12 protein-coding genes and 1 pseudogene are annotated in these 15,305 nt (G+C 38.0%); 10 read left to right on the top strand and 3 right to left on the bottom strand.

The window, feature by feature from the left end:
• Positions 1–305: 305 nt before the first annotated feature.
• The 6 genes from JM64_RS01700 to JM64_RS01670 all read left to right on the top strand — a co-directional run bounded on the left by JM64_RS01700 (position 306) and on the right by JM64_RS01670 (position 8,991).
• A complete protein-coding gene (locus tag JM64_RS01700) occupies positions 306–998 on the top strand; it encodes a glycosyltransferase family 2 protein (RefSeq protein WP_197473445.1) in 693 nt (230 codons plus the stop codon).
• A 240-nt stretch (positions 999–1,238) separates the two neighbouring features.
• On the top strand, positions 1,239–2,390 hold the full coding sequence (locus tag JM64_RS01695; protein WP_064011228.1) for a glycosyltransferase family 4 protein: 1,152 nt from the start codon (positions 1,239–1,241) through the stop codon (positions 2,388–2,390).
• Between the two features lie 58 nt (positions 2,391–2,448).
• The gene (locus JM64_RS01690; RefSeq protein WP_064011227.1) at positions 2,449–3,567 is read left to right on the top strand and encodes a glycosyltransferase family 4 protein; all 1,119 of its coding nucleotides are present in this window, start codon (positions 2,449–2,451) and stop codon (positions 3,565–3,567) included.
• A gap of 16 nt (positions 3,568–3,583) precedes the next feature.
• Positions 3,584–4,888, top strand: coding sequence for an O-antigen ligase family protein (locus JM64_RS01685; protein WP_064011226.1), 1,305 nt, complete (start codon positions 3,584–3,586; stop codon positions 4,886–4,888).
• A gap of 1,184 nt (positions 4,889–6,072) precedes the next feature.
• Positions 6,073–7,185: a glycosyltransferase gene (locus tag JM64_RS01675; protein WP_064011224.1), complete on the top strand. Its 1,113-nt coding sequence runs from the start codon at positions 6,073–6,075 to the stop codon at positions 7,183–7,185.
• A gap of 651 nt (positions 7,186–7,836) precedes the next feature.
• On the top strand, positions 7,837–8,991 hold the full coding sequence (locus JM64_RS01670; RefSeq protein WP_064011223.1) for a hypothetical protein: 1,155 nt from the start codon (positions 7,837–7,839) through the stop codon (positions 8,989–8,991).
• Positions 8,992–9,558: 567 nt separating this feature from the next.
• Here JM64_RS01670 and JM64_RS09925 read toward each other — a convergent pair.
• Both JM64_RS09925 and JM64_RS10280 read right to left on the bottom strand, forming a co-directional pair.
• On the bottom strand, positions 9,559–9,741 hold the full coding sequence (locus JM64_RS09925; protein WP_231882302.1) for a transposase: 183 nt from the start codon (positions 9,739–9,741) through the stop codon (positions 9,559–9,561).
• A gap of 164 nt (positions 9,742–9,905) precedes the next feature.
• Positions 9,906–10,833: pseudogene (locus tag JM64_RS10280) on the bottom strand (DDE-type integrase/transposase/recombinase).
• 477 nt (positions 10,834–11,310) lie between these two features.
• On the opposite strand from JM64_RS10280, the gene JM64_RS09845 reads away from it, so the two are divergent.
• The 4 genes from JM64_RS09845 (at position 11,311) to JM64_RS01640 (ending at position 14,629) form a co-directional block, all read left to right on the top strand.
• Positions 11,311–11,721 (top strand): polysaccharide pyruvyl transferase family protein, encoded by a 411-nt coding sequence (locus tag JM64_RS09845; RefSeq protein ID WP_064011222.1) that lies wholly within the window; start codon positions 11,311–11,313, stop codon positions 11,719–11,721.
• On the top strand, positions 11,715–12,326 hold the full coding sequence (locus tag JM64_RS10210) for a 4Fe-4S dicluster domain-containing protein (protein WP_064011221.1): 612 nt from the start codon (positions 11,715–11,717) through the stop codon (positions 12,324–12,326). The genes JM64_RS09845 and JM64_RS10210 overlap by 7 nt, the downstream gene beginning before the upstream one ends.
• A 30-nt stretch (positions 12,327–12,356) precedes the next feature.
• Positions 12,357–12,872 carry a Coenzyme F420 hydrogenase/dehydrogenase, beta subunit C-terminal domain gene (locus JM64_RS01650; protein WP_064011220.1) on the top strand — a complete coding sequence of 172 codons (516 nt, stop codon included), beginning with the start codon at positions 12,357–12,359 and terminating at the stop codon, positions 12,870–12,872.
• A 335-nt stretch (positions 12,873–13,207) separates the two neighbouring features.
• Positions 13,208–14,629: a lipopolysaccharide biosynthesis protein gene (locus JM64_RS01640; protein WP_064011218.1), complete on the top strand. Its 1,422-nt coding sequence runs from the start codon at positions 13,208–13,210 to the stop codon at positions 14,627–14,629.
• A gap of 106 nt (positions 14,630–14,735) precedes the next feature.
• Here JM64_RS01640 and JM64_RS01635 read toward each other — a convergent pair whose 3' ends face one another.
• A complete protein-coding gene (locus tag JM64_RS01635) occupies positions 14,736–14,948 on the bottom strand; it encodes a hypothetical protein (RefSeq protein ID WP_197473444.1) in 213 nt (70 codons plus the stop codon).
• Positions 14,949–15,305 lie beyond the last annotated feature (357 nt).

Genomic DNA, 15,305 nt, shown 5'->3' with positions numbered 1-15,305 from the left:
CAAAGTAACTCAGTATGCATGGTCGGTAGTTCAGGAAAGAGTCCACTCCATCATTCAATAAGCTCTGCATGATAAGAATTAAGGAGGTTTTGCCGGTAGACGCTAGGGATATCGGGGTGTCTTTCTAAGTTGTGGAATAGCAAGCTCGAGATATCACTCATATTTATTGCGCTAAAGCTGTTGTATGCGGTGTTTGTTGTGACAACTCTTTTGAGGATCACTGTAGACTCGTTCAAAGCAAGAGGACACTTAAACATACTTTTCGCAATAGTGCAATAAAGGAGTATCTTCTTAGAGAATAATGAATGTTTGGCGTTTTATCAGTTTTACATACCAGCATCTACCTGAGAAGAAAGGGTGGTTTAGTGGCTGACCTTACTGTTATAATCCTAACTAAAAACGAAGAATTAAACATCCCTCAATGTATTGAGTCCGTGAAAAGCATCGCAAAAAGAGTAGTTGTTGTCGATAGTTTTAGTACTGATAATACCGTTGATATAGCAAAGAGAATGGAAGCTGATGTATATCAGCACGAGTTTATAAACCATTCCAAACAGTTTAAGTGGGCGTTGGAAAACACAAATATAAGAACCAAATGGGTATTGAGAATTGATGCAGACGAAAGGCTTACGCCAGAAACAGCAATAGAGATAGAAGAAAAAACCAAAGCACACGAAAATGACAATGTTAATGGGTTCCTCATCAAGAGAAGAAATTATTTTCTGGGCCGTTTCATAAGACATGGCGGGATGTACCCTTTGAAATTTTTAAGACCCTTTAAGCATGGAAAGGCAGACGTTGAAGACAGAAATATGGATGAGCACATCGTATTACTAGAGGGCAGATATTTAGAGCTTGAAAATGATTTACTTCACTTTGATTTTAAGGATTTGCATAGTCGGATTGCAAAGCATAACGAATATGCCAGAAAAGAGGTTCAAGATTATTTTGAGAAAAGAGAAGAAAGGATTGGTTACTTGGACACGAAACGAGAATGAAGCGGATACTGAAATACAAATTGTACAATAAAATGCCTCTATTTGTGAGGCCGTTTCTTTACTTCTGCTATAGATATTTCATTAGACTTGGTTTCTTAGATGGAAAAGAAGGGCTAATATTCCATTTTCTCCAAGCTTTTTGGTATAGGTTCCTAGTGGATGCAATGATTTATGAGAGAAGAAAGAATGAGGGTAAGATATAGTTGTTTTTGAACAACTACCGTTAGGAGGATAGCAGATATGAAGCCGAAAATTCTACTATTTGCTGAAGGGTACCTACCTGCGAAGACATACGGTGGGCCAGTTATTTCTATTAGCAACATAATTGAGTTTTTAGGTGACTTATACAACTTCAGAGTTATAACAGTGAATCACGAGAAAAACGACACAAAACCTTTAGACGGAGTAAAAGAAGGTTGGAATAGGGTTGGCAAAGCCGACGTATTATACGTTCCTTATAGAAAGATAAGTTATAGTTCTGTATTCAATATCATAAACGCTGAGGATCCAGACATGATCTATTTAAACTCCTTATTCTATACTAAATGGTTACTCCCTACGTTATTCTTTACAAGAAAGCGCGAAACACCGGTTCTTATAGCACCTAGGGGGCAGCTGCTTGAAAATGCTATAAGAAGGAAAAGATTGAAAAAAATTCCTTACATTTTTCTGATGCGGCTGCTATTTAACAATAAGCATATATACTGGCAGTCAACATGCGAAAAAGAGACGCTATCAATAAAAAAATGGTTTGGTGTATCAGATGAAAGGATACTAAGACTGGATAATCTACCAAGGACAATACAGTGGCAAAACAAAAAAGAAAAAAAACAGGGTCACTTGAAACTATTATTTATTTCAAGAATCCATCCAATAAAGAATCTGCATATCGCAATACAAGCTGCACAGAAACTTGGTGGGAATGTAGAATTTGACATATATGGACCTGTTGAGGACAAAATCTACTGGCAGAAATGTGAGGATCTGATAAAGAATAGCCCTCCAAATGTCAAGATTACGTATAGAGGCATTTTGGACTATTCTGATGTTCCGGAAGTCCTCTCAAGATATCATGCATTTATACTACCGTCAGAAACGGAGAATTACGGTCATGCAATTGTCGAAGCTTTGCTATCAGGGATTGTAGTGATCATCAGTAATAACACTCCATGGTCTTCTGCAAAAGATTATCGCGCAGGTTATGTAATCGATGGAAAGAATATACAAAGGTATGCGGAGGCGCTCAATGAAGTTTTACAAATGGACAACAAAGAGTATGATGATATGGTTGAAAGATCTATAGAGTACATTAAGAAAGGAATCAACTTAGAGGAGCTGGTACAAAAATATATTAACGCTTTTAACCTAATAATAAATACGGTTCGCAGATAAGTATGCCTGATGTGCAAAAGCATAGATAACAACAAAAAGCTTAAGAGGTGGAACTGGAATGAAAGTATTATTCATGACTAACATACCGTCCCCATATAGAGTAGAGTTTTTTAATGAACTTGGAAAGTATTGTGATCTAACAGTCTTATTTGAAAGAGATAATGACAAGTACAGAAGAAAGGAATGGTTTAATTTTAACATTAGAAGTTTCAAATCAATATTCTTAAACTGCAAGAGAATCGGGCACAACAATGTACTATGCAAAGACGTTCTAAAATACCTAAACAAAAAGAAATACGACCTAATCGTAGTTGGTGGGTATGCAACTCCAACTGCGATGCTAGCTATTTTACACATGAAGATGAAAAGAATTCCATTCATACTAAATGCAGACGGTGGATTTATTAGAGCTAGTGAAAGCAGGTTAACCAAAATTGTCAAAAAACTCTTTATAAGAAGTGCAACATGGTGGCTAAGCTCTGGGAAACATACCACGGAATACTTAATATACTACGGTGCTAAAAGGGAGCGAATATTTACATATCCGTTTACATCAGTAAGGTCAAATGAAGTTTTAGACAGACCGCTGAGCCAAGAAGAAAAGGAAAACCTGCGAAACGAGCTTAATATAAGCGAAGATAAAGTTATTCTCTCTGTAGGACGGTTCATACCTTCCAAAGGCTTTGACGTGCTCTTAAAATCAGCTGCATACCTGCCGAGGAACTACGGAATATATATCGTTGGTGGAAAACCGCCGCAAGAATATATTGAATTACGAAAGCAGTTAAGGTTGGAAGAAAACGTGCACTTTGTTGATTTTAAACTCAAACCAGAATTGAGAAAGTACTACATGGCAAGCGACCTCTTTGTTCTGCCAACTAGGTCAGATGTTTGGGGATTGGTCATTAATGAAGCTATGGCTAATGGGCTCCCAGTAATTACGACGAATAGATGCATAGCAGGGTTGGAGTTAGTGACTGATTACGAAAATGGATTTATCGTTCCTGTAGATGATGAGTTGAGCCTCTCTCAAAAGATTAATCTAATTCTGGAAAACGAAGCTTTGCAAAGAAACATGTCAATAAGAAATCTTGAAAAGATACGGGGGTATACCATCGAAATGATGGCAGAAAAACATGCTGAGATTTTCAAAATAATTAAAAGGGAAAACAATTAGACAGAGGGATCAGAATATGCCACTGCGCAACAGTATCCGCTTCAAAAGGGCCAAGATCGAACAAATACGCGTAGGTACTTATCTTGAATGGATTCTGATAGTATTTTTGTTAGGTTTAAGCTTGTACAACAAGTCTACGCTCTATTTGTTTTTCGCTCTTCTTTTGGCATTTTTAAAGCAAAAAGAAGTTGGCGCAATCAAGGCGCTGAACATTATCACTTACCGTACCATATTAAACCCTGCTTTAGCAACCGACATTGGCATTCTTCAAGGAATAAAGTGGATTTATATATTTGCCTTATCGACGTATCTTATTCTTAGCTATTTCAAATTGGGAGGCTTGTTACAAAAAAAGGTTAATAGGATCATGCTACCAATATTCTTGTTTTTTGCGTACAATCTACTAGTGTCTTTTTTTGTTAGTTCTCTACCACTCGTCGCAATTGGTAAGCTTGTAAGCTATGTGTATGTTTTCCTTGCAATCATAATAGGGGTGGCTTATACAAAAGGTAAAATTGACTGGCTAAACTGGGTGGATATTTTATTTAAATCGATTGTTATCTTATCGGTGTTTTTAATACCGTCCCCTATAGGTAGAGTAAGGAACGGTATTTCCTTTCAAGGTATTACTAACCAGCCCAACATGCTGGGAATTGTTTTAGCAATAGCAATGGCGATACACCTTACCAATTATATCTTTCATACTAGGAAGACTACGATTAGTTTTCTCTCATTTACATCCCTGTACATATACATGTTGTTTTTGACCAGGTCCAGAACCTCAATTATGACCGTATTTACATTGTTAATCCTATTCATGTTATTTATGGATGCCAAAAGCAAATACAAATTTGCGCTTATTAGTGTAACCAGTGCTATTTTAGTGATTTTCGTTTACTTTTCGGGAGGATTTACCGTTTTCGTACGTGGTGTGCTTTATAAACAAGGGGACGTCGACATTCTGTACTCAAGACAGGAGCAAATTTCCACGCTTATAGCCAATTTTAAAAGAAGCCCAATAATTGGCAACGGCTTTGCGGTGCCAGTTTTACCTTACAGATCATTTGCATTCAGCCATGAATTCATAGTCGAGCCCGGGAACCTCGTATTAGCAGTTTTGTCGTATTCTGGGATAATCGGCCTGACATTATTGACTTGGTATCTGTGGAAAATCATAAGTTCCAACAAACATAAAGCAAGAAAACTTTTTCTGCTACCTCTGTCAACGATTTTGGTAAGTATGGGGGAGATGGTTTTCTTCAGCACGAACAATATTGGGATTTGGTTGTACATGTGCTTGGCATTGTACATATGGTTGTGAAGTGAAAGTTTCAAGAACACTATTCAAGATTGTATCTGCCTGTTTACTTTTTTTTTTTCATGAATACTAGGTAGAACTTCAAGATTTAAAGATGTCGAGAATGTTAGCAGCAACTCAGGAAAGTTAAGAACTTGGCAATACGATTTCAGAGAAAGTAGGCTCAGAATTCTGAACAAAAACTTGAGTTTAAACGATCCGGAACCGTTCGCTGGACTGCTGGCAGAAGCTTGAATTCGATATGGGGTAGAATTCAAACACAGAGAGAAGACAAAAGATGTTAGGAAACGATGCACAACCCGGAAAAGATGTTTGAACCTCAGCAAATTTTAAGAATCTTAGACCTGATAATTCGAGCTAAACACTGTGCGAGACAGTTACTTCGTAGGTCAAGTTCACATCGTGAATAGCGAAGGTCCTCCGTTGATTTATTATAAGCGATTTCTTTCAAAAGAGGGAAAATTTTTATTAATAATATGAAAGAAACTGTCAGGAACAGTTGGATGACCTACCCTCTACTAAACACAAGAGATTGTAGTGAATTTACTGGACTTCTAGAAAGTGGAGGTGTCAGTTATGATGGAAAAATTACCAGTTGGTACGAAGCGCTCAATGAAGTTTTACAAATGGACAGCAAAGAGTATGATGATATGGTTGAAAGATCTATAGAGTACATTAAGAAAGAAATCAACTTAGAGGAGCTAGTACAAAAATATATTAACGCTTTTAACCTAATAATAAATACGGTTCGCAGATAAGTATGCCTGATGTGCAAAAGCATAGATAACAACAAAAAGCTTAAGAGGTGGAACTGGAATGAAAGTATTATTCATGACTAACATATGCGACCGTACGATAACACCAATCTCAAAAAGTGAATTGTAGATGTAGACACATCAGTCCCTCTGGGGCGCGTAGCGATGTTAACCTTTCTGAGTGTGACTTTGTAAGGAGGATCTTTACCTTGTCCGTTTTGTTGCACGTCTTTTGATATTTCTAAGATGCAAGGAAGCAGGGGTGTCTGAGCTGTTGATTATATCTATCACTACACTGTCCTGGCGAACATGATGAAAGATGGTTTCCCTTGATCCAAATTGTGTTTAAATATGGTCCTACACATACTTAATCTCGCGCCTATGTATTTAGACTGAAAGCCATTATGAAGGTATGATTGGGGGAAGTGTACTGTGGAAATCCTAATTGTTTCTAAATCCATCAAGTGCCTTGATGTTAATAAAGCGACTACTTCAAGTGAACTGTTCGAGCTGGAACTTTCAATGGAACTCTCTGCTTTAGCTAAAGTAACAATATTATCTTTTCAGGTAACGGAAAAGCAAAGCATAGGTAACTTGTCTCTGTACCCCTTAGGCCGGGTACGAGCAACTAAACGTACAATAGAAGAGATAATAGTTAACAACAGATTACTGAATGACGGGCAAAGCATTATAATGTTTTTCGGATACGATTACCTTACACTAAATATTTTAAAAGCTATAAGCAGGAAGTTCAAAGCAAAGCTGTTTTCTTATGTGTTTGATACACATAAAGCAGCCATTGAACACAAGAGATTGCTTCGAAGAATAGCTGTCGATTTTTATTTCAGGCTCGGAATGAGAAAACTAAACAAAATTGATGGAGTACTGTTGTTTAGAGAAGAAGCATATAAGGAATTGAGGCTTAGAATCCCCTACTTGCTTACCAGAGTAGGTATAAGTAGTAGCAATCACAAGTGCGTTGAGTACAAGAGAAACGATCATGGAACCTTCAGAATTGTCTACGCCGGAACTCTGATAAAATACAATGGGATAAAGGAAATGTTAGGTTCTATGCGATATTTAGACAAAAGAAACATCACATTAACGATATGTGGGGATGGACCACTAAGAGATTATGTGATAGAATGCTCAAAAAATGATCCTAGAATTCTTTACATGGGGTTATTGCCCAAAGAAAAAGTTGATGAAATAATACTGAGTGCTGATTTACTGCTTAACTTGAGAGATACGCGCCATTTTGTGAACAAATTCGCTTTTCCTTCAAAGTTGATACAGTATTTGTATAGTGGAATACCAGTTCTGTCAACAAGAGTTATTGAGGATCCAAGATTTGATGATATTGCGTTTGTAGTGGATGATATTCATCCAGAAAGCATTGCCAAAATAATCCTCTACATCTTTAACAACCCTCAGGAACAGGAGAAACGATCGAAGTTGGCAAGACAATACGTCAGAGAAAACTATCTCTGGAGAAGTATTGTAAACGAAATTTACGATTTCTTTAATGAAATCTCAAAACGCTAGAAAGTTTTTTCAAAAACTACAAGGCGTGCAAATTAAAACAAACGTGTATGAAATCAAGACTCAACCACGCAAAACTACATTTTTCTGGAACGCGAAAGCGTATAGTCGGTATCGATTCTTCTTTTCCAGCATTGTATACAATGTTCTTAATACCTTCTGTACCGCGGGCACTACCGTTTTCTTATGCACTTGACCTTTTCAAGATTGATACCCGAAAGCCGGCAGAACTGGTCCTATGTGTTGGCAAGAACTTAGAGTCTAAGGAACTAATCTTAGCCTGAGGCAGGCAATGAATTCCTTAATTAGTTTGTAAACCAGGATGAAAGGAAATTGTAATGGCGTTCTATTCCTATTCAACATATCAAGCTTTATAGGAGAGCCAGCGTAGGAACCTTGTACTAAACGTACAAATCGAAGTGTAGATAACCAGAAGACGGGAAACTATCTTATCAGTTTGACTTAGGCACAAATAATTTTTGAGATAAACTTACAGAAGTTCAAAAACCATACGAATCGAAGAGTTTTTGAAATGTAGCTTAATATATTCTAAGGAGTACCACGGGCTAATAAAAATTAGATGTAATGGCATTTTTCGCTGAATTTTAACTCATCGCAAAGAAGGCAGAACAGAATCTTAAAGGGGTAATGTTTATGGCAGAACGAAATGCTACGAAAGTTGATGTGGAAATGCTGACAGGACTAGGAGTTTTTTTCACCGTTATATCTCAAGCTAAAGTTATGTGGAATAATGTTGCATTTGAAGCTATGCCACATATCATATGGTTCCTGCTATTATTAACAGTATTCGTCAAGCGACGAAATTTAGACCTAGATATCAAGTTTTTTGCTGTGCTTTTTTTATTTGACTTGTTTTTGTTGATTGCACAAATCACTACCGGCAAGGAGTATTTGTCCTCGAATTTGGTGATACCAATACATTTAAGTGCCTACGTCTATATGGTAGCATATAACGTGGGGAAAGTCAGCAGAATTTCCATATTTCAGAGAGCCGCGAAATATTACGTTGCTTCTGTCATTTTGCTATCAGTTTTTATCTATATTAACGCTTTTCATGGAAGGGATTGGCTAAACAGCGCTTACTACCTATACGGGGCAAAGAACTCGGCAGCACCAATAATCGTTGTTGGAGCCTTATTGATAATTATCTTTGACTTGTTCCGAAGCAAAATACTCAAAACGGCAGTGATGACATTTCTGATAGTTTTAGTTTTTATGATGAAAGCTCGCTCATCTATCACGGGTTTATTTGTCTCTATCCTTTATTACTCATTTGTGGGGGTAAAAGGAGACAGAAAGAAGTTTGTTTATGCCGCTGTCATCTTCGCTACTGTTTTCCTAGTTTTCACGAATAGCTACTTATATGACCTGGTAATAAACCGAATAATACTTATTAATCGTTACAACGCAGATTTAGATGAAATCGCTTCCGGAAGGATTTCGCAGATTAAAATGTCTAAGAACATCTTTCCACTAGCTCCACTCGTAGGACATGGCGGATTCTCCATAGACTCTTTCCCTCTAGTCAGTCTAGCCAGCTACGGAATACTTGGTTCTATTCCTGTTTTTATGCTCTCGACTTATCCATTTCTGAAACGTCTAAAAAGAACTGTTCTAGACCAATCTGAGAAGATCGAAAAACTGATCGTTATACTAGGACTATTCATGTGGGTAGTTGGGGTATTTGAGGAACTTTCTCCCTTTGGTCCAGACACGAGATGCTTTATGTTATGGACAATGGCCGGCTTATATAGTGGGATACAAGCTAAAGAACAGTACAACGTATGATGTAACCTTTGAAGTTCTTGTTAATTGTACTATAAGCGCTGAGAAATGTTTATTGTGTTGTATCACGCGGCTTAGAAACATGCCAGGTATAAGCCATATTTCTGTTTGCAGTTATTTGAAAACTAACAAGAGAATTTCTTCAGTCTCGAGAAATAGCTATCCGAAAGTCGATGATAGCTGCGAAAATCACGCACTTATAGCTATGTGTGAATGCAACGGACGGGTGTGTATATCAGAATAATTTTGAGATATTGTGAGGTATGTGAAAAAACACCCAATGTGAAGCTTTTTATTGACAGCCGCACAGACGTTTACAATAGTGCTACGAACAGGCTATCCCTAACATCTTGCACAAAATTATTCGGCATTCCTTTTCAAACCTGGTAGGACCTTATACAACGAAATTTTACGGGGTCTTGCCTGTTAGGATGGATTTCCTGAAGAAAGTCTACAAATTGCTGGATAAAAAGATTGAACTGTTGCTGATGGGAGCAGATGAGAGAAGTTCTGAAAGCAATGGATCCTGGTGTTAGAAAAGCAATAAGAGAACGCCATGGAATGATAGTGTTAACTTATAGTGATGAAAGAGTGTAAGTGTGAAAGAATGAGATTGATATTACCATTGTGCGTTTTCCAAAGATTCTTCACTACACAAAAACCTCGAATATGTCTCGCTAAATTCTTCTTATTCTTCAGTCCTCGCTTGAGTCGGAAAAAGTCTTTCAGCAATGAAAACTTGGATTCACACATGTTTTTACCAAATGATACTGCTTGGCCAAGAAAGCATTGAGTTATTCATCTTGGGGGACCTGCTTTTGTCAAGAGTTGGTTGAGGGGTGTCCCCTCTTTAAAGGATAATGCGGTTTTTGGAAAGTTTCAATACTTTTAGTTAACATTATCCATGGAAGATGCTGTTAACTTGTAGTGATGGAAGACAATAGAACACAGATAACACGCGCAATATCGTTGTCGTTCAGTTTCAAGAGATTTCTCACTACACAAAAGCTATTTACGTACATTGGAAGATTCTCAATATTCTTAAATCCACGCTTGGCTCGTACAAAGTCTTGGAATAACGAAAACTTCGATTCACATTGATTGTTTTGCCCAAGTCTCACAACAATATGATTGATATTCTTGTATAGTATCTTCACTGCACCATATGCACCAAGTCCATCAGTGATTAGTTCGATTTCTCTTTCGTTGTTACCAAAGAACTTCTCTAACAATATCTTCACCTGACCCATATCGCGATATTTGGATACATGCCAAGCAACAATAAGATTCGAATTGTGCTCAACTAAGAACCAAACGTAGTACTTTTTGGATTTAAACAAAACGACAGTTTCATCACCATGAACTTTGAAGACGTTCTCAGGAACGAGGATGGAAAAGAAAGAGGATAACTTAAGGATCCAAAATAGCGACATGAGATACTTTGATATTGAGTGAGTCTCTGAGGGCACGGAAAGAAAGATGGTATCTGTTGTACAACACGAAAGCCTTGACGACGATGAAGATAGGGAAGCGGAAGAATTTGAAGGAATCAAAGGCAAGAAGAACAGGCTGAGGTAAGTTAAGGGGAAGTCTATCTTTGGTATGGCAAGGTTTACAACGGAAGACGACGAAGGCGTGACGAATTTTGTAGACTTCCATGGACTTACCGCACTTAGGGCATTTAGGATAAGGGAAAGGGAAGAGTTTGTGCTTTTCGCAGTAAGTAAGTTTGAATGAGTGTTTGCAGTCTTTGCAGAAATACTGTTGATTGTGGTACTTATCATGACCGTTTTTGTAGATGTTGGGAGAACCGCACTTAGGGCAGGAAGGTTTTTGGTCTTGCATGATGGGATACCTCCTTTTGAAGATTATTGAGGGGGGCCCCCTTTTAAAGGATAATGCGTTTTTTTTTTTTGAAATTTTCAGTACTTTTAGTTAACAGCATCTCGAAAACGTTGGAGGGATTCTATGAATTTTCTGATTATAACACTTTTAGGTAGAAAGTACAATTATAATCATGGCGCTTTCTTCAGGGTCTGGCTCTTCAAGCATTTCTTAGGAAACATGGACACGATTCCCAAATACTCGACTACAATCCCTTGGGGCAACGACCACCTTTTCTAGCAAGAGTTGTGAAAGTTTTGAAAAAAGGTTATCTTCGTCAAAGCATATATGTCAGGTTGCTCAGGTTGCTCTCGAAGGGGCAAGTAAGTGCACTGAACCGAGAACAAGAAAAGGCTTTTACAGAATTTAGAAATGGATACATCATTTTAGCGAAGAAACCTACTGTTCATTCGAGAAAATTTTCATGATACACAGTTATTGAAAGTCTACTTTCTCGGCTTTGTAAAGCAAGGTTCAAAGATTTCATACACATCGAGCGTAGCTTCGGAGATTCCAAACGATCGAATAGGTCCATATAAGAAATACTTATCAAGTTTTAGAATCTCGGTTAGGGAGGAAGTAAGCGCAAAGGAACTGCTCAAAGCACTTGGTTATAAACTGCCTGTTGTGTTGGAACCAACGCTTCTTCTGTCCTCTAAAGACTGGTTAAATTACGCTAAACGTCCTGCAGAGAATATCCATGAGCAGTTCATCTTTGTGTACGATATATACCGGGCAAAGAAATTGTTCCAGTCGTTGAAGAGACAGCTAAAAGGTGCAAGATTAAGTATGTTAACCATGATCCTCAAGTTCTTCTTAAAAAGGATAAGCACAGAAATCTCTTGCTAAATTTCTACAAGTACGGACCTGGGGAATCTTTGTGGTTAGTACAGAACTCAAAATTTGTGATTAAATCCTCATTTCATGGCGTGGTTTTTTCTATCATATTCCGTAAGCCATTTTACGCAATTCTTTGGGACAGAAAAGATAATATCAGACAAAACGACAGAATAGTAGACATCCTCTCAAAACTCGGACTTCAAGACAGAGCCTTTACTGACCCAGAAGAGATTTTGAAACGAGCATTGGATGAAAACATAGACTGCGAGCAAGTTTATGAAAAACTTGAGAAGTTGAAGCAAGAGTCAGCTGAGTGGATGTTAGATGCCATTTCGGAGGCACTAAAAGAGAAGGAAAGTCCAAGAAAACACGAGAATGTCTCAGCAGTGCACGATCGCTACGGTTGTTTTGCATGTTACAACATTTGTCCTCAAAATGCGATAGAAATGGTTCTTGACGAGGAAGGACTCTATTCTGAAAGAGTAAATGCCAACTTGTGCACAAAATACGGCTTGTGTGTAGATGTTTGTCCTGCTCCTAATTTCCCGAAGAACGAGAATTTGGAAAGGCCGAAAGCATATGCCGCGTGGTCGCTGGACGAACCAACAAGGTAATCATCCGCATCTGGTGGAATCTACTTAGAATTGGCAAAAGCAACAGTAGAAAAAGGTGGCGTTGTAATTGTAGTTGGTTGGGATAAAGACTGGCTCCCGGTACACGAAGAGATAGAAGCCACTGATGATATCAGAAAGACTCTAAGCTCTAAATATTTACAGAGTAATGTTGGAAGGTCTTATGAAAGAGTTGTCAACTATGCAAAACAAGGTCGTAATGTGCTGTTTGTTCGTGCTCCCTGCCAGATCGCTGGGCTAAAGAACATACACAGCAAAAAACTATCTCTTGAGGCAATGAAGAAGGTAACTCCCGTTGATCTTGTTTGCTTTGGTGTAAGCTCGTCGTTCTTGTTTAGGAAATACTTGGACGAGAGTTTCGATCGTCAAAAGATTCTTGAAATCAATTTTAGAAGCAAAGATAAAGGGTGGAGCAGATCTTCATTTAAGATAGTCAAAAGCGATGGATCGTGGGTGTTAGAATATCATTCTAAGAATGGATTTTATTATGGTTTTTCAAGAAAGCTTTACTTACGTTCAACCTGCTAAGAGCGTCCGTTTAATACATTGCCAAGACAGGGGGATATAACACTTGGAGACTTTTGGGGTGTACCAGAAAAGTACAAAGATGAATGAGGTGTCTCAGTAGTACTTGTGAACAGTGCCGTTTGAAACGGCTACGAAAAGTAATCCTAGGATTTACTCTGGTTACATGGAAATGCCAGAGGAACGGGAGAAAACACTGAAAGAATATCCTAACAAGAGCTGGAAATACATAGAAAGGAAGTACATAAAACCACCTAAAGGACTCAGGGGGGTTATTAGAAAAGGGTTGAGTTTTGCAAAACGTGTAGTACGAAGATTGTTAAAGAGGTGAAAGTGTCTTGAATCAATACAAAAAACTGGCTTTTAATACCGTCATTTTTGCCTTAGGGAATATAGGTTCCAAAAGTATTACATTCTTGTTGCTTCCTGTTTTCACAAGATACATGCTGCCATCAGACTATGGAAAGTTGGATATCATAAATACCACGATTTCCTTGCTGAGGCCAATATTATCGCTACAACTGATTGAAGCAGTTTTCAGGTTTGCTGTTGATTTCCGAGATGAAACTCATGCTAGGAATGTTTTGTCAAATTTAGTAGTGTTTTCCTTCCTTTCTTTCCTCTTCGCATTAGCACTTTATCCACTTTTGAGTATAATAGGAATTTTCAGAGAGTATAAATACTACTTCTATGGCATGTACCTAGTTGGGCTATTAAACGGTGCGATAAAACAGTTTGTTCGCGGGCTCGGGTTGGTCAAGCTGTATGCAGTAAGCGATATAATCTTTTCAGTGGTTTTTGCGCTTTCAAACACGGTGCTTTTGGTGGGGCTTAAGCTTGGGGTCAAAGCATATCTGCTATCCACTGTTTTTGCCCAAACTTTCTGTATAGTATTTCTTTTTTACGCAGCTTCTCTATGGAGGTATTTAGAACTTAGAATTGACTTCAAACTGCTGAAAAACATGTTGTCTTACTCGATCCCTCTTATTCCCAATGGGATTATGTGGTGGATAGTTACGGCGTCCGACCGTTATTTTCTGAGCTATTTTCTTGGGTACGAAGCTACTGGCATATACTCCGTTGCGGCAAGGTTTCCAGCTTTGCTAACACTCGTCACAGGTATATTTTTTGAAGCATGGCAGCTATCTGCTATGGAGGAGTTTGGAAAAGAAGGCTATAGTCAATTTTTCAAGAACACTTTTCGTACTTTCTCAAGTCTAATGTTCTTACTTGCCTCAGCCTTGCTCCTTATAATAAAACCGTTTATGCAATTCTATGTGGGAGAAAGCTTTAGTGAGAGCTGGAAGTATACTCCTATGCTGATACTTGCAAGTGTTTACCATTCATTTGCAAGCTTTTATGGCGTAAACTATACTGCATCAAAGAAAACATTTGGGGCATTCAATACCTCGGTTCTGGCTGCTGGAATGAACATTGCGGTGCTTTTATTACTGATAAAAACGATTGGAATACAAGCAGCAAGTTTGTCGTCATTTGTTGCGTACTTGACGATGTGGACTGCGAGAATTTTCCATACAAGAAAATTGACACAAGTTGAACTGGATACAAAGCACGTTGTGTTTTCAACAATCTTAATAGTTATTCAGGCTATTCTTCTGCTTACTCTAAAAGTCAATTCATTACTCTACATTTCACAATTAGTTATCCTATTAATTATGTTATTTCTACAGCGAAAATATCTGTCGAATGCTCTGCGCTTTTCGAAGATGCTTGTCAAAGAAAGAAAAATGATAGGTTAATTGCCGTGCTGTTAAATTGATTGAACGAGCGTGTAGGTTAATATAAACAAAGCTATCGAAAGGCCTACAATAGAAGCCAGGCACCCGCCTGGCTTTTTTCAATTCCTCAATCGTTCTCTCCATCGGAATAAAATAATTCATTAACTTCAGCCATTTCATCAAGTGAAACGTAATCAAAGCGGATGGGTGTGAATGGCAGATGCGTGCACTTTGGTGGCATTTTGCTGTACGTTATGATTGACACAACTTTGTTGCTCATGTACCAATTCAGAAATTCTGCCTCGTCTCCGCTTCCGTCGGATTCTTGCACTCCCACCATAAGGATATATCAAATGGTTTGCTCGAGGTTTTCACACAAATACGGAATGCTTTGCTGACCCCCTTAGAGTTTGCCGTCTATATGTAAATCCTTCTGCAACGAATAAGAATTGCAACTAACCTGGACAAGAAACATTATGGTGATTCTAAAGTCTCACCTTTAGGTTTATCGTCCAGCTTATTGCAGAAAAAATTTACAAAAATGCGATTTTTTATTAACATCACATATGGTAACATAAAGGTAACTTTCTTTTTTACCTTGAGATTGAAAAGCATGTATCTAATTCTCCTGGCACACAAAAATTCGTTTGTTTAGAACAGACATTTAAAGCAACGTGAGTTTGGAAGAAAGAATGTA

The organism is Fervidobacterium pennivorans, assembly GCF_001644665.1.
In the GTDB taxonomy this organism is placed as follows: domain Bacteria; phylum Thermotogota; class Thermotogae; order Thermotogales; family Fervidobacteriaceae; genus Fervidobacterium; species Fervidobacterium ngatamarikiense.
This window is presented reverse-complemented; position numbering and strand designations above follow the sequence as displayed.